The organism is Yersinia hibernica (assembly GCF_004124235.1).
GTDB lineage: Bacteria > Pseudomonadota > Gammaproteobacteria > Enterobacterales > Enterobacteriaceae > Yersinia > Yersinia hibernica.
The window spans coordinates 3,534,798-3,557,696 of the sequence record NZ_CP032487.1 but is presented as its reverse complement, the minus strand read 5'-3'; the positions used below and the strand labels follow the sequence as shown (position 1 = coordinate 3,557,696).

Below are 22,899 nucleotides of genomic sequence, written 5' to 3'. Positions count from 1 at the left end.
ATATTCCCCTGTTGCAGTTATCTGCTATGGGGGGCGGTTCTGTTTTTTTCAGTGAGTTGTTCGATATTAAGGATTACAGGAAAAATATCGGGTAGCCGGTTGATGGTAATTAAAATGTCACATCAGAATTCAAACGAAGAATCTAACAAGATAGACCGGAGGATGCGTTTAAATTCTGAAATATTCTCATTAACAGATGTTAGAAACCGATATTTATCAGTAATAACAAGGGATAACCCTTCATAGACAAGACTAGTTATAGGGCTAGTAGGTTGTTTTTCTCACTTTCACTTTCTTAACCAGATACAGGAGGGCTTATGCAGCTCACCCCAAGAGAAGTTGAAAAGCTCATGATCTACACGTTGTCTGATGTGGCGTTCAAACGCAAAGCGCGTGGCTTGAAACTCAATTATCCGGAAGCCGTTTCTATTATCACAGTGACTGCAATGGAGGGGGCCAGAGATGGCAAATCCGTCGAAGATGTGATGAAAGAAGCCAGTAAAGTTCTCACTAAAGATGATGTGATGGACGGGGTGGCAGATCTGATTCCAAATGTTCAGGTCGAAGCAATTTTTACTGACGGCAGCCGTTTGGTCACAGTACACGACCCTATTAAATGAGTGACGGCAACATGCGAGTAAAACCTGAACTGAATATTGCAGAGGATTAAAGCATGAGCGCGAAGAAAAGCACTAAAGATAATGCAGAACAGAATACCCCACTCGGCGGTTGCATTTTAGCTGATACCCCAATCACCTTTAATGAGAATAAACCGGTTACTAAAGTTAAAGTCCGCAATACGGGTGACCGACCCATTCAGGTTGGTTCTCATTTCCACTTCTTTGAAGCTAACCGCGCACTGGAGTTTGACCGTACTGCGGCTTATGGCAAAAGACTGAATATCTCTTCAACAACCGCGATCCGTTTTGAGCCCGGTGATGAAACTGAAGTGTCATTAATTCCTTTTGGTGGCAAGCAAACACTGTATGGCTTTAACAACCTGGTGGATGGTTGGACTGGTGAAGGGGTGGTGCCGAATAGTGTGCGCCCGGACAAGCTTGAGGCTATCCGCCGTGCGGCTGCACGTGGTTTCAAATCATCGTCTAAATAACACCTTATCTCAATGAAAAATCATCGAAATTCGCATACGTGTAATTAGAGAATCCATTACACGCACCGGAAAAAGAAAGGAGCGACAGATGCCTCAAATTTCTCGGCAAGAATACGCGGGTCTATTTGGCCCAACGACTGGCGATAAAATCCGCTTGGGTGACACCAATCTATTTATCGAAATTGAAAAAGATCTGCGCGGATATGGTGAAGAGTCAGTTTACGGCGGCGGAAAGTCATTGCGCGATGGGATGGGGGCGAATAACCATCTGACCCGCGATAACGGTGTACTGGATTTAGTCATCACTAACGTCACCATTGTTGATGCCCGCTTAGGGGTTATTAAAGCCGACGTCGGTATCCGTGATGGCAAAATTGCCGGTATTGGCAAAAGTGGTAACCCAGGGGTTATGGACGGCGTCACTCCGGGATTAGTGGTCGGGGTGAGCACCGATGCCATCTCTGGTGAGCATTTGATTCTGACTGCCGCCGGTATTGATAGCCATATTCACTTCATTTCTCCACAGCAGGCATACCATGCATTATCCAATGGTGTGACCACCTTCTTTGGGGGCGGTATTGGCCCAACGGATGGGACGAACGGTACCACGGTGACCCCTGGCCCATGGAACATTCGTCAGATGCTGCGCTCTGTTGAAGGTCTGCCGGTCAACATTGGTCTTCTGGGTAAAGGTAACTCTTACGGACGTGGCCCTTTAATCGAACAAGCCATTGCTGGTATTGCTGGCTATAAAGTTCACGAAGACTGGGGTGCGACCGCAAACGCCATACGACATTCATTGCGGATGGCGGATGAAATGGATATTCAGGTTTCTGTGCATACAGATAGTCTGAACGAATGTGGTTATGTAGAAGATACCATTGATGCCTTCGAGGGCCGCACTATCCATACCTTCCATACTGAAGGTGCGGGTGGTGGTCATGCGCCGGATATCATTCGTGTTGCTAGCCAACCTAACGTCTTGCCAAGTTCGACTAACCCGACCCTGCCATACGGTGTTAACAGCCAAGCCGAACTGTTTGACATGATTATGGTGTGTCATAACCTCAACCCGAATGTGCCTGCGGATGTCTCCTTCGCTGAAAGCCGTGTGCGTCCGGAAACTATCGCGGCAGAGAACGTTCTGCACGATATGGGGGTTATCTCCATGTTCTCCAGTGACTCGCAAGCCATGGGGCGTGTTGGCGAAAACTGGTTGCGTATTCTGCAAACAGCCAATGCGATGAAAGCATCGCGCGGCAAATTACCAGAAGATGCTGCCGGTAACGATAACTTCCGTGTCTTGCGCTATGTCGCCAAAGTCACGATTAACCCGGCTATCGCCCAAGGTGTCAGCCATGTTATTGGCTCTGTTGAAGTGGGCAAAATGGCCGACCTGGTGTTGTGGGATCCGCGCTTCTTCGGCGCGAAACCTAAACTGGTTATCAAAGGCGGCATGATCAACTGGGCTGCGATGGGTGATCCGAACGCATCACTGCCAACACCACAACCGGTGTTTTATCGCCCAATGTTTGGTGCCATGGGTAAAACCCTGCAAGACACCTGCGTCACCTTCGTTTCTCAGGCCGCACTGGATGATGGCGTGAAAGAGAAAGCAGGGCTAGAGCGCCAGGTTATGGCGGTTAAAAACTGCCGTACCATCTCTAAACATGACTTGGTGCGTAATGACCAAACACCACACATTGAAGTGGATCCTGAAACCTTCGCGGTGAAAGTGGATGGCGTACATGCCACCTGTGAGCCGATTGAGACTGCGTCAATGAATCAACGCTATTTCTTTGGTTAGTAAAGGATTTAGTGAGCGAAGGTTTTAGTTAATGGCAGCGTCTGGGCGCGTATTGATTTATACCCGCCCAGTTTATTAAGTCTTCAGCTTGCCCATGGTCAGTGTCATCAGGCTCAAGGATGAGCCGCGAACAATCACTGGGATGCGGGGCATAGAAACGGATTTCATGACTGTGGGCAACTGGCTTTTGCCAAAAATACAGGCAAGGAGTCAATAACATGATTTTGATAGAGCACATTCTTGGCAATGTGAAAAAGGATCCGGTTTGGCAGGAAAAGCTTAAAGACGCCACTTTTGATCTCTTGATTTTGGATCAACGAGAAGCGCAAAAAAGCCGCTGTCGTAAACTCAGCTCTCAGGGGTTGGATCTCGGTATTTCACTCGACCGACACGTTGTTCTGGCTGATGGTGATGTGCTGGCATGGGATGAAAAAAACCGTGTTGCCGTGGTGGTGCAGATCAACTTACGTGATGTCATGGTCATTGACCTGAGTGAGCTGAAAAGCCGTTCACCGGATGAATTGATTAAAACCTGCTTTGAGCTGGGGCATGCTTTGGGCAACCAGCACTGGAAGGCGGTCACGAAAAATAATGAGGTGTATGTCCCGCTGACGGTGGCGACTACCATGATGGATTCTGTCATGAGAACTCATGGTTTCCAGCATTTGCCTTTCCGTTTTGTGAAGGGGGCGGAAATTTTACCGTTACTCAGTAATTCTGAAGCCCGACTGTTGTTTGGCGGGGCGGAAGATACCGATACTCATGTTCATGTCGCCAGCCCATTGGATGAACCCCATGGCTCCGGCTTACATGTTCACGCGATTCATTCCCACGGCGACGGACATTCGCATAGCCATGACCACGACCACAGTCATAGCCACGGCGACCACGACCACGACCATAAACACTGATTCACGCAGGGAGGCAGCGCAATGAATGCATCAGATCTCATTCGTATTATGCAATTTGGTGATTCCGTACTGCCGGTCGGGGCCTTTACGTTCTCTAATGGTGTGGAGTCCGCCATTCAAACTGGCGTTGTGCATGACGTAGCAACACTAAAAGGCTTTGTCTTGACGGCGTTAAAGCAGGCCGCCAGTTGTGATGGAATGGGGGTCGTTGCCGCCCACCGGGCAGTAATGGCCAATGATAACGACGGCATTATCCGGGCCGATTGGGCGGTGAATAATCGCAAATTAAATGAAGAAAGCCGGCTGATGGCCACCCGTATGGGAAAAAAATTGGCGGAGATGTCCATCCATGTCGTGGAACATCCGCTGATCAGCTGGTGGCTGGAGCAGATAAAGAATGGCAATACCGCAGGGACTTATCCGGTCACTCAGGCGGTGGTTATGGCGGCGCAGGGAATTGGGCAGCGAGAAGTGGTCGTGATGCATCAATACGGCGTAGCGATGACGATATTAAGTGCAGCCATGCGTTTGATGCGTGTTACACATTTCGATACACAGCATATCTTGTTTGAATTAAACCACGATATCGAGAAATTCTGTGATATTGCCGAAATTGGCGATATTGAACAGATGTCTTCGTATGTCCCTATTGTCGATGTTTTGGCGGCGGTGCATGTAAAAGCACACGTTCGCCTGTTTAGTAACTGATTGGCCATAGCCAGTCGATAAAAATGAATTCTGAGTGCTGGGCGGGTTTATTGACCAAGTACAGTTTATTCGCCAAGTACCTAACTAATATCAGATAAAATGAAGAGGATTACCCCGTGAATAGCCATTCAACCGATAAACGCAAAAAGATTACCCGCATTGGTATTGGTGGCCCGGTAGGTTCAGGTAAAACCGCCATTATCGAAGTGATCACCCCGATTCTGATCAAGCGGGGTATTAAGCCACTGATCATTACCAATGACATCGTCACCACCGAGGATGCCAAACAGGTAAAACGCACCCTGAAAGGCATTCTGGATGAAGAGAAAATCCTTGGGGTAGAAACCGGTGCCTGCCCGCATACCGCAGTGCGCGAAGACCCGAGTATGAATATCGCTGCGGTAGAAGAGATGGAAGAGCGCTTCCCTGACAGTGACCTTATCATGATTGAAAGTGGCGGCGACAACCTGACATTGACTTTCAGCCCCGCACTGGCCGACTTCTATATCTATGTTATTGATGTGGCGGAAGGGGAAAAAATCCCACGCAAAAATGGCCCTGGTTTGGTTCAGGCGGATATTCTGGTTATCAACAAGATTGACCTTGCCCCGTATGTCGGTGCCAGCCTGGATGTGATGGAAAGTGACACCAAAGTGGTGCGTGGTGAGCGCCCTTATATTCTGACCAACTGCAAAACCGGTCAGGGCATTGAAGAGTTGGTCGATATGATTATGCGCGATTTCCTATTTACCCATGTTGAACCGCAAGGAGAGCATGCATGACATCGCAGAGCCAGAATATCGTGGAAACTCCTTCACGGGTTCGCGCTCACGCATTAGGTGTTAACGCGCCGGAATTAGCGGAATATCAAGATGAACCGGCGCAAATGCGTAGCGGGGCCATAGGGAAAAGCGGCTATCTCAAGCTGAGATTCGCCAAACGTGAGCATCGCAGTATTTTGGCAGAAATGGAAAGACGCGTGCCATCAATGGTGCAAAAGGCGCTGTATTGGGATGAGGAAATGCCCGAATTACCTTGTGTCACCATGATTTCGACGTCGGGGTGTATTTTACAAGGGGACCGGTTGGCCACCGATGTAATTGTGGAGGCCGGCGCTTGTGCCCATGTCACCACTCAGTCAGCCACCAAAGTCCATATGATGAATGCGAACTATGCATCGCAGATACAGAATTTCACAGTGGAAGAGGGGGGGTATCTGGAGTTTATGCCCGACCCCCTTATTCCGCACCGTAATTCGCGTTTTATTACTGATACCACCATTAATATTCATCCTACGGCGACTGCGATTTATTCGGAAGTGCTGATGTCTGGGCGTAAATATCACCATGCGGACGAACGCTTTGGTTTTGATGTTTATTCATCCAGAGTTGCTGGGCACAATTTGGCAGGTAAAGAACTCTTTGTTGAAAAGTATGTGCTGGAGCCGAAGTCAGAAAGTCTGGATGCCATTGGGGTAATGCAAACATTTGACGCATTTGGCAATGTGATTTTATTAACACCCAAAGAGCACCATGATCGCATTTTGGCGCGGGTACCCGCCCACTTTGACATCAAAGGCGGGATTGCCAGTGGCGCGACGCGCTTACCCAATGATTGCGGACTGGTGTTTAAAGCATTGGGTATTGACAGTGCCGGTGTTAAGGATGAAATCCGACAGTTTTGGAAAATAGCGCGTGAGGAGATTCTCGGTGTGACATTGCCGGAAAAATTCTTATGGCGCTGAAGTCATGCTCAACGTTATACGGTGTTGCAGCAAAGCAGCGCTGCAACAATGCGTAACTACAATTATAAATGAGTGCAGCTAACACAGCTGTAGCTTCAAGTTAGAAGGGTAAAATAATGAATACGAAAACGGGCAATCAATCCGGCTGGGCACAACTGAGTGCTTCAAATGTTTTCATTGAATTTATCGATACAACGCTACGCGGTTGTGCTCAAGTCATGTTTCAGAATAACCCGTTGACAGGATTATTCTTTTTTGCCGCCATCTTTGTTGGCGCTTATGGTGAGGGCAATCCGGCGGTGGCCTACGGTTGTGTGCTCGGCACGGTGGTAGCCACACTCACCGGGTTGACCATGCGCGACCGTAAATCCTGGCGTGCAGGATTATATGGCTATAATGGGTGCTTGGTGGGGGCTGCATTACCGACATTTTTGGTTGCCACTCCGACCCTGTGGGCTTGTATTGTTCTGGGTAGCATCGTGTCAGTGATTGTGATGGCTTGTATCGCTGATATTTTAAACACTTGGAAAGTGGCCGCGTTAACGGCTCCCTTTGTTCTGACTACCTGGATGATATTACTGGCCAGTTATGCCTTTACGGGGCTACAAAGCAGTGGCTTGCCAACACCTGCACTCCCTCATCCATTTGTTTTAGCTGCGGGAACGGCTGCTGAGGGCAATATTTTTGTTAGTATGTTTAACGGTATCTCTGAGGTCTTTTTACTCAGTAGCTTGATTGGTGGCATTCTTTTTGTCATCGGTCTGGCGGTAGAATCACTTTGGGCTGCAGTATTTGCCCTAGGAGGATCGTTACTTGCGCTCTTCACCGCCATGTTCCTCGGTGCGAATCCAAGCAGTATTGATACCGGGCTTTATGCTTTCAGTGCGGTATTGACAGCCATCGCACTAGGCTCAACATTTAATAAACCCAGCTGGCGCGTTTTAGCCTATACCATCATCGGCGTTATTTTTACAGTGATCGTACAGGGCGCTCTGAATATCTTACTGTCACCTATTGGCATTCCTACGTTGACGATGCCATTTGTTCTGGCCTCATGGTTATTCTTGGTTCCGAATAAAGATGTGATGCCGGCACATAGACAATAGCGATTTTATTCTGGAGAACCACATGACGGTTGGACTAGAGAAACGTAGCGCATTTGGCAACCAACAAACTAAACGTCGCGCCATTTATTTATTGGTCGGTTTACTGGTTGTTAATGGGCTGGCATGGCTTTGGGCTTTTACTGAGTTTAATGATAATGCTGTATTAATGGGGATGGCATTCTTGGCTTATAGCTTTGGTTTGCGTCATGCTGTTGACGCCGATCATATTGCAGCCATTGATAATGTTACCCGCAAACTTATGCAGCAGGGGAAGACGCCGATTGCAGTGGGAACATTCTTCTCCCTTGGGCATTCCACTATTGTCATATTAGCGTCACTTGCTATCGCCGCGACTGCGATGGCATTTAAAAATAATATGACGTGGTTCCACGAAACCGGTGGTTTAATTGGAACACTGGTTTCATCCTTGTTTTTACTGTTATTTGGCTTCCTCAATTTAACTATCCTGATTTCAGTCTATAAAAAGTTCAAACAGGTCAAAGCGGGGCATGTCTATCAAGACGAAGAGCTTGACCTCTTGGTGACTAATAATGGTGGTTTTCTCGCCAGAATATTCAAACGTGTATTTAATCTGGTGAGTAAAAGCTGGCATATGTACCCGGTGGGATTTTTATTTGGCCTGGGTTTTGATACCGCGACTGAAATTGGGGTGTTAGGGATCTCAGCGGCAAGTGCCACCCACGGTATGAATTTGTGGTCAATTATGGTCTTCCCGATTTTATTTGCTTCCGGGATGGCATTGATCGACTCACTTGATAACTTTGTTATGATTGGTGCATATGGTTGGGCTTTTTCTAAACCAGTGCGTAAATTGTATTACAACATTACTATCACGGCAGCTTCAGTTATCATTGCATTCTTCATCGGTGGGATTGAAGCTTTGGGATTAATAGCAGATAAACTGAATTTGACCGGTGGTATTTGGGCACCAATAAATAATATCAGTGAAAACTTAGGGGAGATAGGCTACTGGATTATTGGTATGTTTATACTGTGCTGGGTGATTTCTGCGGTTAATTATTATGTTCGCGGCTATGACAAATTAAGCATTACTCGCTAATTATCACGTTATAAAAATAAAGGCGCTTATTACATGTAATAAGCGCCTGACCTATTGTTTTAGTGCTAAAACTTTAGGTTACATATGTTTTTTAGCAAAACCTAAAATATCTTGTTTAATCTCAGAGAGTTTACTTTCAGGTGCTTTCTTACAAACCTCGACCACTTTCGGTGTCACGATAGTGTCAGTCTCATGTAAATCAACATAATCGCCTTTCTTATATTGAGTATCAGAATTCAATACCCAATAAACGACAGGAGTAAATGACTTAGGATTCAGATCCAGGAACTCTTTGCAGGTCATATCACTCGGGGTAGTCGCTGTTGCGCTAGTGGTTGCTGCAAAACTTGTTGCGGCAGCAGAAAGTAACAAACCAGTCAATGCAATATTACGAAGTGATTTGTAGGACATGCTTATTTCCTTATTTATCTGTTAAATATGAATGGATATTTAAGACACTTGAATTAAGGGTGATAGAGATCACTCAAGTTTATGAACACCAGTATTTCCGATATGCCAGTGAACCTATATATTATTAACCAAAATGCTATTAATGCCAACTATAGACTTATTATTTCACTCATTGTTGAGTATGAATAACTTTACAAAATGTAAAATGACTAATCTGATAATTCTTTATAGTGATAACCGAATTATCATTTGATTTTAGTCAAAAATAATCATATTTGACCATGATTTTTATCGTTTTTTATCTATACTTGGTTTACCTATAACAATTTTATTCACTCTATTGATGAAAATATTACAGGAAATTAAGACTAAGGTGTCGATACCGCTTTTGTTGGCTATTTTGGTCGCCATTAATGGGTATCTGGTGCTAAGCCCGGTACTTTTCCGGGCAATCTCTCATTCAACAGATGCCGTAAGCAATTTCAGTACTTGGAAGGAGGCGCTAAGTTTTCTTGAATTGGTTGAAATTCCAAGATTTATGATCGGTCTACTACTGATATTAATGGCATTTGCAGTATCGATGAAAACCCGTACGGCATGGTTCCTTACGGTGTTATTGTTGTTTACTCTCGTTGCTATCAATATCTTTATTCTGAAGGATCAGAATAAACTGACGACTTATTCACTTATTGTTATTGTCGCTCTGCTATTTTATTGGCGTGAGTTTGATCATTACAGTCTTGGTAGTGCGACGTTCTTTGCGATCGCGAGTGTTTCTTCGTTAATTGTCTACAGCATGTTGGGCACTCTTTACATGGGTGATGAGTTCGCACCGGTAGTGACCGATTTACCGACGGCGTTCTATTTTGCGATTGTCTGTATGTCCACAGTGGGTTTCGGGGATATTATCCCGCACACCACGGTGGCGAGAATGTTCACTCTTACGGTGATTATTGCTGGTATTACTGTTTTTGCTACTTCCATTGCTTCTATTGCCGGCCCGATAATCAGTAATAATATTAAACGCATAGTTAAAGGTAGGATTTATCACGTGGAACGTAAAAATCACTTTATTATTGTCGGTTCCAGTTCTTTGGCGCTCAACGTTTATAATGGTCTGCATGACCGGGGTGATGATGTCACTGTTGTTTGCGCAGTTGGCAGCCAGCACAATTTTCCTCCGCATGCCGATATTATCGAGGGGGATCCCTCTTCAGTACAAACACTGAAACTAGCCGGTGCTGCCAAGGCAAAATATATTATTGCATTGTGTGATAGTGATGCTGATAACACCTTTACCATTCTGGCTGCAAAAGAGATAGCGGGTGAGAATACGAAAACATTGGCATTAGTCAATGAAACACAAAATATGAAGAAAGTTAAACGGGTTAACCCTGATATGGTGTTCTCACTGCCATTACTGGGCAGTGAACTGCTGGTTAGAACTTTAAATGGCGATGCTATCAATAACTCTCTTATTACAGAAATGTTTTTTGGCAATTGTCAAAAATTAGATTAAATTTAGTGGGTTAGCCTCAATCGCCTAAAACACCCTCATCGTGAGGGTGTTTTTATATCACTTAAGATATTCACTGAGTTTTAATTATTCAGTGGCTGCTTGTGGGTCTTTCGGTTTCTCTTTGGGGCCAACTATTAAACCTAATTCGACGGCGATAAAACCAACAATTAAGCTGGCAACTAAATAGCAGATTGAAACTAAAATTCCACTGGGCGTTTTCATCATTTCGACGGCACCAAATACAAAACTGGAAAATGTCGAAAGGCCGCCCATGATACCGGTACCCACCATCAAATGTACGTACTGATTAATTTTTCCATTTTTAAAGAAAGAGGTCACTAACCCTAATAAAAATGCAGCGATAATATTGGCGGCAAAGATGTCCATCGGAAAGCCATCAGTCAGTCGAGGTACTGACAGCATGATAAATTCACGACACATGGCACCAAAAGCACCACCCACAAAAACTAAAATAATAAGATTCGGCATAGCAATTCTCTCCGATTAATAAATCAGTTCTCTGATTAATAAGCTAGCCATGCACCAAATGCGGCGGCAGCTAAACCGACTAATACAGAAATAATCAGATATCCAGCAGCAATAGCTCGGCCTCGGGTTGTAGACAGTTTTGCTGCATCTAATTGCATACTACTAAACGTGGTATAACCGCCTAAAATACCGGTTAACACGGCTGCATTCATTAAATCGCCATAGCGATCACGCCAGTCAACACTAAAAAGAATACTCAGATAACCAATAACAAATGCCCCCGAGATATTGATTAGAAAAGTGCCTAGGGGGAAGTTACCTTTATATATTTTGCCGACACCCAGCCCTATCCACCATCGTAGAAGTGAGCCGATACCACCACCTAATCCGACCCACATGACATCGATTGCTGTCATAAAAAACTCTCCATAGTGACTCACTAGAGTGGTAATAATTGTAGTACAAATAAGCCTAGAGAGCATTTGTATATATAAACTGTAGCGTAAGATTTTATGTAGAAAGAGGGCGGGCTTGCAGTGATGGGGGATAGGGTTAAAATAGGAATGCTGTTTCAAAAATATAATAAACGGAGATAGAAGCTATCATGCCTTACAACACAGATCCTTCCCGCTACAACCAAATGCAATATCGTTTTTGTGGAAAAAGTGGCTTGCAGCTCCCGGCATTGTCACTTGGACTTTGGCATAATTTTAGCTTTAACAATACATTAGAATCACAACGAACGTTGCTGCGTAAAGCTTTTGACCTGGGGATTACCCATTTCGATTTAGCCAATAATTACGGGCCACCACCGGGGTCGGCAGAACAAAATTTCGGTAAGTTATTGCAGGATGATTTTAAACCTTATCGTGATGAATTAGTTATCTCGACCAAAGCGGGTTATAACATGTGGCCTGGCCCTTATGGTGCCGGCAGTTCGCGGAAATATCTGCTGGCCAGCTTAGATCAAAGTCTAAAACGGATGGGGTTGGATTACGTGGATATTTTCTATTCCCACCGTGTTGATGAAAATACGCCGATGGAAGAAACTGCCTCAGCATTAGCGCAGGCAGTACAAAGTGGTAAAGCCCTGTATGTCGGAATTTCCTCCTATTCTTCTGAACGAACCGCCAAAATGGTGGCGTTATTGCAGGAATGGAAAGTCCCTCTGCTTATCCATCAACCTTCTTATAATATTCTTAATCGTTGGGTTGAACAGACTAATCTATTAGATACTTTGGATAAATATGGTGTTGGCTGTATTGCTTTCACACCTTTGGCCCAGGGACTATTAACCGGTAAGTATCTCAATGGTATTCCAGATGATTCCCGCATGAAAAAAGAAGCTGGCGGCTCGTTGAAAGAAAATATGTTGTCAGAGGCAAATCTACGCAGCATCAGGCTGTTGAATGAATTGGCTGAACAGCGTGGGCAATCATTGGCACAAATGGCTTTAAGTTGGTTGTTGAAAGATAAGCGTGTCACGTCGGTTTTAATTGGGGCCAGCCGTCCAGAACAGCTCGAGGAAAACTGTGCCGCGCTCGGTAATCTGAATTTCAGTGCAGAAGAATTACGTGCTATTGATCAGCATGTTACTGATGGGAAACTCAATTTGTGGCAGGCGTCTTCGGATCGTTAATTGGCCATAACTGATCACTGACAGTTATCATATAAAAGCCGGAAGATTATCCGGCTTTTTGCTGAAAGACATGAGCGACTTATGGATTATTTATTAGGTGCAAGACCGACTTTTAGTAGTTTGCCGTCACTTTCATCCGTCAGCAGGTAAATGTAGCCGTCAGGCCCGACACGCACATCGCGGATACGTTCGCCGCGATCCCCCAGCAGGCGTTCTTCGGCAATCACTTTATCGCCATCAAGTTGCAAGCGAATCAACTCTTTTTGCGCTAATGCACCGATAAACAGAGAATGTTGCCAGACAGGAAAACGCGCAGCATCATAGAATGCCATTCCACTGATCCCTGGTGACTTTTCCCAGTAATACGCGGGCTGCTCAGTCCCATCAAGATGTGTACCTTTGGCTTCAGGGATCGGCAAACCAGAATAATTCACGCCATGGGTTACTAATGGCCAGCCGTAGTTTTTCCCGGCGATGGGGATATTGATTTCATCGCCACCTTTCGGCCCATGTTCATTGGACCATATCACGCCACTCCATGGATTAAGAGCCAGTCCTTGCGGGTTGCGATGGCCGTAAGACCAGATTTCTGGCCTTGTCGGTGACTTATTGGCAAAAGGGTTGTCTTTTGGCACTTTACCGTCGAGGGTTAGACGGACAATTTTACCTTGATGCAAACTCAAATCCTGTGCTGTCAGGCGCTGATTGTTTTCACCTAAGGTGATAAAGAGATGGCCTTGGTCATCAAAGGCCAATTTACCGCCAAAATGGTTGCCAGTGGATAGTTTTGGCTGTTGACGAAAAAAGATAGTGAAGTTCTCAATGGCAGTTCCTTGCGGATTAAGGCGGCCATAACCCACTGCTGTCCCGGCTTTCCCGTCCTTTCCTTCCTCGGCAAAACTGAGATAAATACGCCTATCTTGCGCAAATGTCGGCGATAATGCCACTTCGAACAAGCCACCTTGCCCTTTGGCATACACAGCAGGTACCCCTTTTAGGGGGTTTGATAGCGCTTTTCCTTGATGCCATAATCGTAACTGCCCGCTACGTTCAGTGATTAAAATCCCCTCATTATCCGGCAAGAATGCCAGCGACCAGGGATGATCTAGCCCATCTTGTAGTTCCGCGACAGTGACTGAGGGGGTAGCCATCACTGGCGTTGAGATAAACACACTGAGTATGAGTAATTTTAATAACTGCAAATGCACTCGAAAAGCTGGTGTTTTATATTCTAATAACGCCATTAGTCACTCCATAAATATGCAACCACCTGTTAACTTTAGAGTATTAAGTAGAAATCGGCTATTTTTTCCGCTAAAGAAGCTTAACTCGTGTGTCGAGAACAGCACTGCGGTGATGCTCTTCGCTTCACGAATAAAGCCGATGCGCTGAATCTAGCCAAAAAGTGAGAAAGTTTGGATGAAACGATTATCAAACCAATAAGATTCCCTAATTTATCCTTTTATCAGTTTCAATCGATTCTATCGCGATCCCTTGTTGCTCCTAAATCGACTAATAAAAACTAACCACATGAAATACAAATGAATTAAACTTAATTCGCCGAGCGAAAAAATAATCATTTTGCGATAACCATCACATTGTAATAACTAAGAAATGTGAAGGCTATCAATATGAAAAGTCAATTACAGACGATTATTATCACACTGGAATTACTGGGTTGGCCGTCAACTCCGTATACTGCCGACAACCAGAAACAATGGAGCTGGGCAAGGGGCACGATAAAGTTCAGATAAAGGGAATTCACCATTGCACTGGCATATGAATAACTTGTGTCTTTTGAACATCAAAAGGTGTTGGGTATGGAAAAGAAAAAAATTTATCTATTTTGCTCTGCCGGTATGTCTACATCGTTACTGGTTTCCAAAATGAAAGTGCAAGCAGAGAAGTATGAAGTGCCAGTGATAATCAATGCTTACCCGGAAGCACTGGCAGCACAACATGGCAGAGAAGCAGACGTGATCCTATTAGGGCCACAGATTGCTTACATGTTGCCAGAAGTTACCAAAATGTTCCCTAACAAGCCCGTCGAAGTGATTGATTCAATTCTGTACGGCAAAGTTGATGGTTTAGGGGTATTAAAAGCTGCTGTTGCCGCAATAAAAAAAGCAAAACAATAAGGGGAGCACTGTGAGCGCATTTATTAATTCTCTGGAAAGGGCCATATTGCCCTTCGCCATTAAAATTGGCAAACAGCAACATATTAATGCTATCAAGAATGGGTTTATCCGGTTGATGCCGTTAACTCTGACGGGTGCCATGTTTGTTCTTATCAATAACGTTTTCTTAAGTTTTGGCGAGGGGTCATTCTTCTTCTCAATGGGCATCCGTCTGGATGCGGATACCATCACCACGCTCAATGGTTTTAAAGCAATAGGCGTCAACGTTTATAACGGTACTCTCGGGATAATGTCGCTAATGACGCCATTTTTTATCAGTATGGCCCTAGCTGAAGAGAAAAGAGTCGATCCTCTGGCTTCAGCGCTTCTAGCCATTGCTGCTTTTATGACTGTGACGCCATACAGTGTTGGCGATGCTTATGCTGTGGGGGCTAATTGGTTAGGTGGCGCAAATATTATATCCGGTATTATCATCGGCTTGGTCGTGGCGGAAGTGTTCGCCTTTATCGTGCGCCGTAACTGGGTTATCCGTCTACCTGACAGTGTGCCGACTTCAGTTTCTCGCTCTTTCTCTGCATTAATTCCTGGTTTTATTATCCTCTCCTTTATGGGCGTGATTGCTTATGCCCTTGGATTGCATGGCACCAACTTCCACCAGATTATTATGGACACCATTTCAGCGCCGCTATCGAAAATGGGCAGTGTTGTGGGCTGGGTGTATGTGATGTGTTCCTCACTGCTGTGGTTCTTCGGCATACATGGTGCAATGGCATTATCTGCGCTGGAAAGTGGCATTATGATGCCGTTTGCCTTGGAGAACGTGGCAACTTATACCCAATATGGTTCGGTTGCAGCGGCAGTCGCGGCCGGCAAAGAATTCCATATGTGGGCCAAACCTTTTGTTGATTCCTATATTTTCCTCGGCGGCACTGGGGCAACACTTGGGCTGGTTATTGCTATCTTTATTGGTTCTCGTCGTGAAGATTATCGTCAGGTCGCAAAACTGGGGGCACCGGCCAGTATTTTCCAAATTAACGAACCGATTCTGTTTGGTTTACCGGTTATTATGAATCCACTGTTCTTCATTCCGTTTATTCTGGTGCAGCCGGTATTAGCCATCATTACTTCCATTGCGTATTACACCGGTTTTATTCCGCCAATTACCAACATTGCGCCGTGGACAATGCCTGTCGGGTTAGGGGCTTTCTTTAACACCAATGGCAGTATTGCTGCAATGCTATTAAGTTTGTTCAATCTCGGTATTGCAACAATGATTTATTTACCGTTTGTGATTATTGCCAATAAAGCACAAAACGAGATAGACCGTGAAGTTCAAAGTGAAGAAGAAATAGCGGATAGCTTGAAATTCTAATTGTAGAACCTATTTAACGTACGAGGGTGGAGGCTGGAATGAAATATCAATTTCCCGAGAGTTTTTGGTGGGGTAGCGCCACTTCTGCAACCCAATCTGAAGGGGCGTCATTGCAGGATGGGAAGAGCCAAAATATTTTCGATTATTGGTATGACATTGCTCCAGACCGTTTTCATGGCCAAATTGGCCCGGAAACGACCTCCACCTTTTACGATAATTATCAGCAGGACATTTTGCTGTTAAAAACATTAGGACATAATACTTTCAGGACATCGATTTCATGGTCGAGACTGATTCCAAGTGGTGATGGTGATCTTAACCCTAAAGCCGTTGCCTTTTATAACGCGATAATTGACTCTTTATTGGCGAATGGCATCACGCCTTTTATCAACCTCTACCATTTTGATATGCCGCTGTGTATGCAAGAGAAAGGGGGATGGGAAAGTCGCGCAGTCGTCGATGCCTATGCCCGCTATGCCAAAATCTGTTTTACCCTGTTTGGTGACCGGGTAAAACATTGGTTTACCTTTAACGAGCCAATTGTGCCGGTCGAAGCTGGTTACCTGAACGACTTACATTATCCTTGTGTGGTGGATTTTAGCCGTGCGGTGACCGTCGCCTATCATAGTGTCTTGGCACACGCCAAAGCTGTTGAAAATTATAGGGAACTAAAACAGGGCGGCGATATTGGCATCATTTTGAATCTTACCCCAACGTATCCTCGCTCAGACAGTATTCCCGACAAATCGGCTGCTAATTGTGCAAATTTGCTACTCAACCGTAGCTTTCTTGACCCTGTCACGAAAGGTGTTTACCCGGATGAGTTGATAGCATTATTGCGTGAGCACGATTTGTTACCACATATTGAACCGGCTGACTGCCAACTTATCACCAATGGTATCGTTGATTTATTAGGGATTAACTATTACCAACCAAGAAGAGTCAAGGCGAAAGATATTCCCACTGCACGGGAGCAGGTGAAAACACCGGAAGACTTGTTTAGTTTTTACGAGATGCCAGGGCGAAAAGTTAACCCACATCGTGGCTGGGAAATTTATGAAAAAGGCCTGTATGACATCCTGATAGATCTGAAACAGAATTATGGCAACATCCCATGTTATATCTCGGAAAATGGTATGGGTGTTGAGGGAGAAGAACGATTTATTACCCCGTCCGGTCAGGTTGATGATGAATATCGCATTGAGTTTATTCGCGAACACTTACAATGGTTACATCAAGCGTTGCAAGAAGGCAGTAATTGCAAAGGTTATCATCTGTGGACGTTTATTGACTGCTGGTCTTGGCTAAATGCCTATAAAAATCGTTATGGATTAGTACGATTGAATATTGCGGATCAGTCGCGGATTATAAAGAAAAGTGGTTATTGGTTTGCGGATGTCGCAAGGCAAAACGGCTTTAATTAACAGTTTTAATTTACGGAGTCACAACAGTATGTTTGATTTAGATAAAATCGTTGATGATGTACAACCTACTGATGAACTGGAAGATGTGGTCATGGGGTTGATTATCAATGCAGGGCAGGCGCGGAGTTTGGCCTATAAAGCGTTGCAGCATGCCAAAACAGGTGATTTTGCTCAAGCGGCAGAGCTGATGGCGCAATCTCGCAAAGCATTAAATGAGGCGCATTTGGTACAAACTCAGCTTATTGAAGCTGATCAAGGTGAGGGAAAAACCCGTGTCACCTTGGTATTGGTACATGCTCAGGATCATTTGATGAACGCAATGTTGGCCCGAGAATTAATCGCAGAACTGATTGAGTTACATCAAAAGATAAGTTGAACCACGCCAATTTATCCGTTATTTCAAATAAGAGAGTGAAGGTAAATAAGATGGAAGTCAGATTAGTACGTGAAAAAGACTTTTTTAACGGAAAAGAATTCCATCTGTTTATTTATAACAAAACGGAGAGTGCGACAGGCTTACATCAGCATGATTATTATGAATATACCCTGATACTCACTGGTATGTGTTATCAGGAGATCAATGGCAAACGTGTCTTTTTAGAGCGCGGTGATTTCGTTTTTATCCCCATGGGTTCACACCATCAAAGTTTCTATGACTTTGGTGCCACGCGAATTTTAAATGTGGGAATCAGAAAATCTTTTTTTGAAGAGCACTATTTCCATCTGCTGCCTAGCCCCATTGTTGCCTCGCAAGCTTATCGCCTAAAAGGTGATTTTCTTTCTTATATCGAATCAGCTATTTCTGCACCGCACTTTAGGGAAGACGAGTTAACAGAATTGGTCGAGTTACTGACCTTTTATGTCACTAACCGCATTAGTCATTATAAAGAGACTGAGGTCAATGACGATATTCCGCTATGGCTAAAAACCAGCATCGACAAAATGCACGATAAATCGATGTTTGGTGAGAAAGCGCTGGTGAATATGATTGAGCTTTCGGGCAAAACTCAAGAGTACCTGACTCGTGCCACCCGACGTTATTACCAGAAAACACCGATGCAAATTATTAATGAAATCAGAATCAATTTTGCCAAAACTCAACTTGAAATGACGAATTACTTTGTCTCGGATATCGCCTTTGACGCGGGATACAGCGATACCACGCTATTTATTAAAAACTTCAAGAAATTAACCTCTTTTACGCCAGGCAACTATCGCAAGAAATTCAATTGCGTTAGAGAGGGTTTATCCGATTAGACTCCGGTCAGATAATTGCTACCGGAATAGACCAACAAGGCATGCTCAATGGAAAAGTTACTGATTGTTAATGCTGATGATTTTGGTCTGTGCAAAGGCCAAAATTACGGGATTATTGAAGCATTTCAGCATGGTATTGTCTCATCAACCACCGCGATGATGAATTGTGCGGATATTTATCATGCCGCAGAACTGAGCAAGCAGAATCCATTGCTTCCAGTGGGTATGCACTTTGTCCTAACTTATGGCCGGCCCTTAACGGCAATGTCGTCTTTGGTTGATGATGAGGGGGAATTGGGTAAATGGTTATGGGGGCGGGCGGAAGCTGGTGAATTAAGTCTGGATGAAATTGCCCAAGAGCTGACCGCGCAGTTTGATAAATTTATCGCTGTTTTTGGTCGCCTTCCCACGCATATTGATAGCCATCACCATGTCCATATGTTGCCTCAGATTTATCCACTGATTGAGTCTTTTGCTCACGAAAAGTCACTGCCATTACGTATTGATCGCCGCGAGGCGCAACAACAAAATATTGTACTTAATAAATCCCGCAGCACTGGGTGGTTTGAGGCTGGTTTTTATGGCGAAGATCTGACGGAACAATCATTTTTACAACTACTGGATTGTGCTGACGAGAATGCGGTTAACTCGATTGAAGTAATGTGCCACCCGGCATTTATCGATAAAATCCTGATGACCAGTAGTTATTGCTATCCACGCCTCACCGAACTGGAAGTTCTAACCTCGCCGATATTAAAACAAACTATCGCCGATCGTGGCTATCTTTTGGGGTCATATCTTGATTGCTAAATTTCAATTTATGCGATTATCGCTAAAATTATTAAGCTCATAGGATTACCTGCATATGTAGATGCAGATAATTGTTATGGGTATTTAGCTTTATGCTATGGTCAGACAAATGACTATAAAGATAAGTCTACCAATCACCGCTGCGACAGTGAGTAACATGATAGACAGTGCCAGCATAGGGAGCTTGCTGGCATCTTAGATAGAAATGCTAGGTCAACGATAGGTTTTGCCCTCCAACGAACTCTGAGATGCGGGTTATTCCCCTAAGCCCGATTAACGCCTCGATTGTAATAGATTGAAAATAAAACAAAATACTCTTCCCCGCTTCCTTAATCAGCCATCCGTAGATTATCGCGATTGATGAGAAACCATTCGTTTTATCTTCGGTTGCATCTTTTACCAATCCTCAGAGATATCTTATATGTAAATTTTATGGGCTAAGGATTACAGCGAGTGTAGGCATCACTAACCTCTTATGTAGGGATATGCTTAATTATAACAAATTTGTGCGAATATTTTTAACTGATATTTTCATTTAAAAACAATCTTTAATCTAAACATTTACTTTATTTGGATTAAAATCATATAAATTGTAATTTTTTAAGTCAAATGTTCTGTTTGTTGGTGTTTTGTGGCACTATTTGGTCTAAATTGAAAGTCTTTAACAAATCTTAATGTCGTATATAATTACATTATTAAATATACGGGATATCTGATTATATTACCTTAGTAATTTTTATGAGAATTTTAAATAAATAAGTATGTCAAAAATATTTTTTATTAGTAGGTTTTTAGAACAAAATTTATTACCTAATAAAATAGGTGGTCACTCACTGGTGAGGCAATTTATATATAATTCCCGCTGTGAAAAATGGATTTACTACAATAAACAAATAAGGCAGTTTCCTCAAGGAAAATCACATTTGCGATAAAACAGCTCAGTGTGAACTGGTGATGAATGAAAGTAAAATTTTCTCGTATGCGCTTTTTATAGCGTAGCTAAAATTTATCTGTCTAACGTAATTAGCATAGTTTATGATGTAGCCCCCTGAAACACCAGACAGTAGCTGTATCTCCAGATAAGAGATAGGCTTGAATATATGTCTAACACTAAACGCCAATTTTGAGATGACCGGTATCCTGTTAGGGCAAGAAGTCCGTAAACGTAAAACTCCTCAGGAGAAAATCGCCATTATCCAGCAAACGATGGAGCCGGGCATGAATGTCTCCCATGTCGCGCGTCTGCACGGTATCCAGCCCAGCCTGCTGTTTAAGTGGAAGAAGCAATATCAGGAAGGCAGCCTCACCGCCGTTGCCGCCGGAGAAGAAGTTGTTCCCGCTTCTGAGCTTACTGCTGCTCTGAAGCAGGTCCGGGAGCTTCAGCGCCTGCTGGGCAAGAAGACGATGGAAGTTGAGATCCTGAAAGAAGCCGTGGAGTACGGTCAGTCGCGAAAATGGATAGCGCACGCGCCCTTGTTGCCAAAGGACGGGGAATAGCCCTGGTCAGCCGCACCATGGGCGTGTCGCGTGCGCAGCTGTCACTGCGAGTTAACCGTTCTGCCAGCTGGCAGGACAGACGCTGTAGCCGGCGTAATGACGAAGCAGACGCTGAAATATTGTCGGAGATCCTCGACATCATCAGCGATATGCCGAGTTATGGTTATCGACGCGTGTGGGGCATCCTGCGCAAGCAACGTCGCACAGAGGGACAGCCACCTGTGAACGCCAAACGGCTTTACAGGATAATGAGCGAGCATAATCTGTTGTTGTTACATGACAAACCAGAGCGACCGAAGCGTGAACACAAGGGCAAAATCGCGGTGGCAGAAAGCGATATACGCTGGTGTTCAGACGGCTTCGAGTTCGGCTGCGACAACGGTGAAAAGCTAAGGGTGACGTTCGCGCTGGACTGCTGCGACAGAGAGGCCATAGACTGGGCGGCGAGCACGGGAGGCTACGACAGTTCGACCGTACAGGATGTGATGCTGAGATCGGTGGAAAAGCGCTTCGGCGACAGGTTGCCGGACACACCAGTGCAGTGGCTGACGGATAACGGTTCAGCGTATACCGTGCATGAAACGCGGAGGTTCGCCAGAGAGCTGAATCTGGAGCCCTGCACAACAGCGGTGAGCAGCCCACAGAGTAATGGCATGGCCGAACGGTTCGTGAAGACGATGAAGGAAGACTATATCGCGTTCATGCCAAAACCGGATGTGAGGACAGCCCTGCGAAACCTTGCAGCAGCGTTCACGCATTACAATGAAAACCACCCGCACAGTGCGCTGGGGTATCACTCTCCGAGGGAATACCGGCGGCAGCGGGCATCGTTAACCTAAGATACAGAAGCTGTCCGGAGATGGCGGGTCAAGATCAAATTAGCATAGTTTAGTAGGATATACATATATAAGTGAAAACGCTTAGCTTGTATATTAACCACAAGTCATAGTCTGTAATGCTTTTTAGTTTTTCTGCTAAAAATTACTCTGATTAAGAATAGAAATTATCATACTAATTGTTTATATGATTATTTCTATTCTTAATCAATAAATACATTGTTTAAGTAATAAAAGATAAAGGATATGTGAATGTTATCAGTGGCAATCATAACCAAAAATACCTTCTATAAATTAGGTTTAACTTCTTTATTAAAGAAGATTTTTAATAAAAGATCTGGCAATGATTATTTGTTAATTGATTCTTATGAAAAAAAAGGAAATAAAAAAGTCAATGTGATATTTGAGGATTTTATGGTAATAGTTAATATCTATCAAGATCATGGCGTTGCAGGTCAGGACACTAATGATTTGGATAAATCAATGTTGACTATAAACATACCATTTAATAGTGATAGGTTAGATATCGATGATATTGTTTATAAGATAAATAAAATAATTAAAGTTGCTAACTTGGACTGCTGCAATATGACGAGTAAGGATATTATTAAATTTTTAGGGTTAAAGGATAATATTCAACTCTCAGTAACTGAAAGTAGGCTGGTTAAATTAACTAGTAATGGGTATAGCATTAACGATATATCTACTATGCTTAATCGTTCTGAGAAAACAATATTGAGTTATCGTAGAAGTGCAATTAAAAAGTTAGGTGTTTTAAATAAATTAGAGTTTTATAATTACGCCTCGAATATGAAGGGTTATGGTAATAATGATGCGATTTTTATTTGTATCTAACTCTATTTATTAGTGTTTTTTTATCCTAAAGGATATGTGATTTATACAGGGAATGTATTAACTGGATCTTAAATAAACGCGTTTTTAGGGTGCAACATAATGCAGTTTTTGTTGTAAATTAATATTAAATTCTAGATGTCATAAATATATAGTCTTAAATTGGTTGTATTAATTACTTCAGTTT

General features: G+C 43.9%; 23 protein-coding genes. 19 read left to right on the top strand and 4 right to left on the bottom strand.

Features of this window, described 5'->3' with window-relative positions; all coding sequences use genetic code 11:
- Positions 1-317 precede the first annotated feature (317 nt).
- From D5F51_RS16710 to D5F51_RS16670, 9 genes are all read left to right on the top strand, one after another.
- Positions 318-620, top strand: coding sequence for an urease subunit gamma (locus D5F51_RS16710; protein ID WP_002215288.1), 303 nt, complete (start codon positions 318-320; stop codon positions 618-620).
- 53 nt (positions 621-673) lie between these two features.
- Positions 674-1,111 (top strand): urease subunit beta, encoded by a 438-nt coding sequence (ureB, locus tag D5F51_RS16705; RefSeq protein ID WP_087768806.1) that lies wholly within the window; start codon positions 674-676, stop codon positions 1,109-1,111.
- Positions 1,112-1,199: 88 nt separating this feature from the next.
- Entirely contained in the window at positions 1,200-2,918 is a 1,719-nt protein-coding gene (locus D5F51_RS16700; RefSeq protein WP_087768807.1) for an urease subunit alpha, read from the top strand.
- Between the two features lie 218 nt (positions 2,919-3,136).
- On the top strand, positions 3,137-3,829 hold the full coding sequence (gene ureE / locus D5F51_RS16695) for an urease accessory protein UreE (protein WP_129197981.1): 693 nt from the start codon (positions 3,137-3,139) through the stop codon (positions 3,827-3,829).
- 21 nt (positions 3,830-3,850) lie between these two features.
- Positions 3,851-4,537 (top strand): urease accessory protein UreF, encoded by a 687-nt coding sequence (locus D5F51_RS16690; RefSeq protein ID WP_087768809.1) that lies wholly within the window; start codon positions 3,851-3,853, stop codon positions 4,535-4,537.
- Between the two features lie 116 nt (positions 4,538-4,653).
- Positions 4,654-5,319, top strand: coding sequence for an urease accessory protein UreG (gene ureG, locus D5F51_RS16685; RefSeq protein ID WP_087768810.1), 666 nt, complete (start codon positions 4,654-4,656; stop codon positions 5,317-5,319).
- Positions 5,316-6,281, top strand: coding sequence for an urease accessory protein UreD (locus tag D5F51_RS16680; RefSeq protein ID WP_087768811.1), 966 nt, complete (start codon positions 5,316-5,318; stop codon positions 6,279-6,281). The genes ureG and D5F51_RS16680 overlap by 4 nt, the downstream gene beginning before the upstream one ends.
- A gap of 116 nt (positions 6,282-6,397) precedes the next feature.
- The gene (gene yut / locus D5F51_RS16675; RefSeq protein WP_129197979.1) at positions 6,398-7,387 is read left to right on the top strand and encodes an urea transporter; all 990 of its coding nucleotides are present in this window, start codon (positions 6,398-6,400) and stop codon (positions 7,385-7,387) included.
- A gap of 22 nt (positions 7,388-7,409) precedes the next feature.
- The gene (locus tag D5F51_RS16670; protein ID WP_129197977.1) at positions 7,410-8,468 is read left to right on the top strand and encodes a HoxN/HupN/NixA family nickel/cobalt transporter; all 1,059 of its coding nucleotides are present in this window, start codon (positions 7,410-7,412) and stop codon (positions 8,466-8,468) included.
- Between the two features lie 78 nt (positions 8,469-8,546).
- Here the strand turns inward: D5F51_RS16670 and hdeB are convergent, their stop codons facing one another.
- Positions 8,547-8,879 (bottom strand): acid-activated periplasmic chaperone HdeB, encoded by a 333-nt coding sequence (gene hdeB, locus D5F51_RS16665; protein WP_087768814.1) that lies wholly within the window; start codon positions 8,877-8,879, stop codon positions 8,547-8,549.
- A 343-nt stretch (positions 8,880-9,222) separates the two neighbouring features.
- On the opposite strand from hdeB, the gene kch reads away from it, so the two are divergent.
- Complete coding sequence (gene kch / locus D5F51_RS16660; protein ID WP_087768815.1) at positions 9,223-10,398, top strand: voltage-gated potassium channel protein; 1,176 nt, start codon at positions 9,223-9,225, stop codon at positions 10,396-10,398.
- Between the two features lie 84 nt (positions 10,399-10,482).
- Here the strand turns inward: kch and crcB are convergent, their stop codons facing one another.
- On the bottom strand, positions 10,483-10,887 hold the full coding sequence (gene crcB / locus D5F51_RS16655; protein ID WP_129197975.1) for a fluoride efflux transporter CrcB: 405 nt from the start codon (positions 10,885-10,887) through the stop codon (positions 10,483-10,485).
- A 35-nt stretch (positions 10,888-10,922) separates the two neighbouring features.
- Positions 10,923-11,303, bottom strand: a complete 381-nt coding sequence (locus D5F51_RS16650; protein ID WP_087768817.1) for a fluoride efflux transporter FluC — start codon at positions 11,301-11,303, stop codon at positions 10,923-10,925.
- Positions 11,304-11,491: 188 nt separating this feature from the next.
- On the opposite strand from D5F51_RS16650, the gene mgrA reads away from it, so the two are divergent.
- A complete protein-coding gene (mgrA, locus tag D5F51_RS16645) occupies positions 11,492-12,526 on the top strand; it encodes an L-glyceraldehyde 3-phosphate reductase (protein WP_129197973.1) in 1,035 nt (344 codons plus the stop codon).
- 86 nt (positions 12,527-12,612) lie between these two features.
- Here mgrA and D5F51_RS16640 read toward each other — a convergent pair whose 3' ends face one another.
- Positions 12,613-13,770 (bottom strand): PQQ-dependent sugar dehydrogenase, encoded by a 1,158-nt coding sequence (locus D5F51_RS16640; protein WP_129197971.1) that lies wholly within the window; start codon positions 13,768-13,770, stop codon positions 12,613-12,615.
- A gap of 576 nt (positions 13,771-14,346) precedes the next feature.
- Here D5F51_RS16640 and D5F51_RS16635 point away from each other — a divergent pair.
- From D5F51_RS16635 to D5F51_RS16600, 8 genes are all read left to right on the top strand, one after another.
- Positions 14,347-14,664 carry a PTS sugar transporter subunit IIB gene (locus D5F51_RS16635; RefSeq protein WP_087768820.1) on the top strand — a complete coding sequence of 106 codons (318 nt, stop codon included), beginning with the start codon at positions 14,347-14,349 and terminating at the stop codon, positions 14,662-14,664.
- 10 nt (positions 14,665-14,674) lie between these two features.
- Positions 14,675-16,036 (top strand): PTS N,N'-diacetylchitobiose transporter subunit IIC, encoded by a 1,362-nt coding sequence (gene chbC / locus D5F51_RS16630; protein ID WP_129197969.1) that lies wholly within the window; start codon positions 14,675-14,677, stop codon positions 16,034-16,036.
- A 38-nt stretch (positions 16,037-16,074) separates the two neighbouring features.
- Positions 16,075-17,460, top strand: a complete 1,386-nt coding sequence (locus D5F51_RS16625) for a glycoside hydrolase family 1 protein (protein ID WP_129197967.1) — start codon at positions 16,075-16,077, stop codon at positions 17,458-17,460.
- A 28-nt stretch (positions 17,461-17,488) separates the two neighbouring features.
- Entirely contained in the window at positions 17,489-17,836 is a 348-nt protein-coding gene (chbA, locus tag D5F51_RS16620) for a PTS N,N'-diacetylchitobiose transporter subunit IIA (RefSeq protein WP_129197965.1), read from the top strand.
- A 35-nt stretch (positions 17,837-17,871) separates the two neighbouring features.
- Complete coding sequence (chbR, locus tag D5F51_RS16615) at positions 17,872-18,717, top strand: transcriptional regulator ChbR (protein ID WP_281279613.1); 846 nt, start codon at positions 17,872-17,874, stop codon at positions 18,715-18,717.
- Between the two features lie 48 nt (positions 18,718-18,765).
- Complete coding sequence (gene chbG, locus D5F51_RS16610) at positions 18,766-19,527, top strand: chitin disaccharide deacetylase (protein WP_129197961.1); 762 nt, start codon at positions 18,766-18,768, stop codon at positions 19,525-19,527.
- 1,128 nt (positions 19,528-20,655) lie between these two features.
- Positions 20,656-21,863 (top strand): IS3 family transposase gene (locus D5F51_RS16605; RefSeq protein WP_129197958.1). Its coding sequence is split into 2 segments (ribosomal slippage): positions 20,656-20,977 and positions 20,977-21,863, totalling 1,209 coding nucleotides; the frame shifts between segments, so codons are not numbered across the junction.
- A gap of 249 nt (positions 21,864-22,112) precedes the next feature.
- Positions 22,113-22,715 (top strand): helix-turn-helix transcriptional regulator, encoded by a 603-nt coding sequence (locus tag D5F51_RS16600; protein ID WP_129197956.1) that lies wholly within the window; start codon positions 22,113-22,115, stop codon positions 22,713-22,715.
- Positions 22,716-22,899 lie beyond the last annotated feature (184 nt).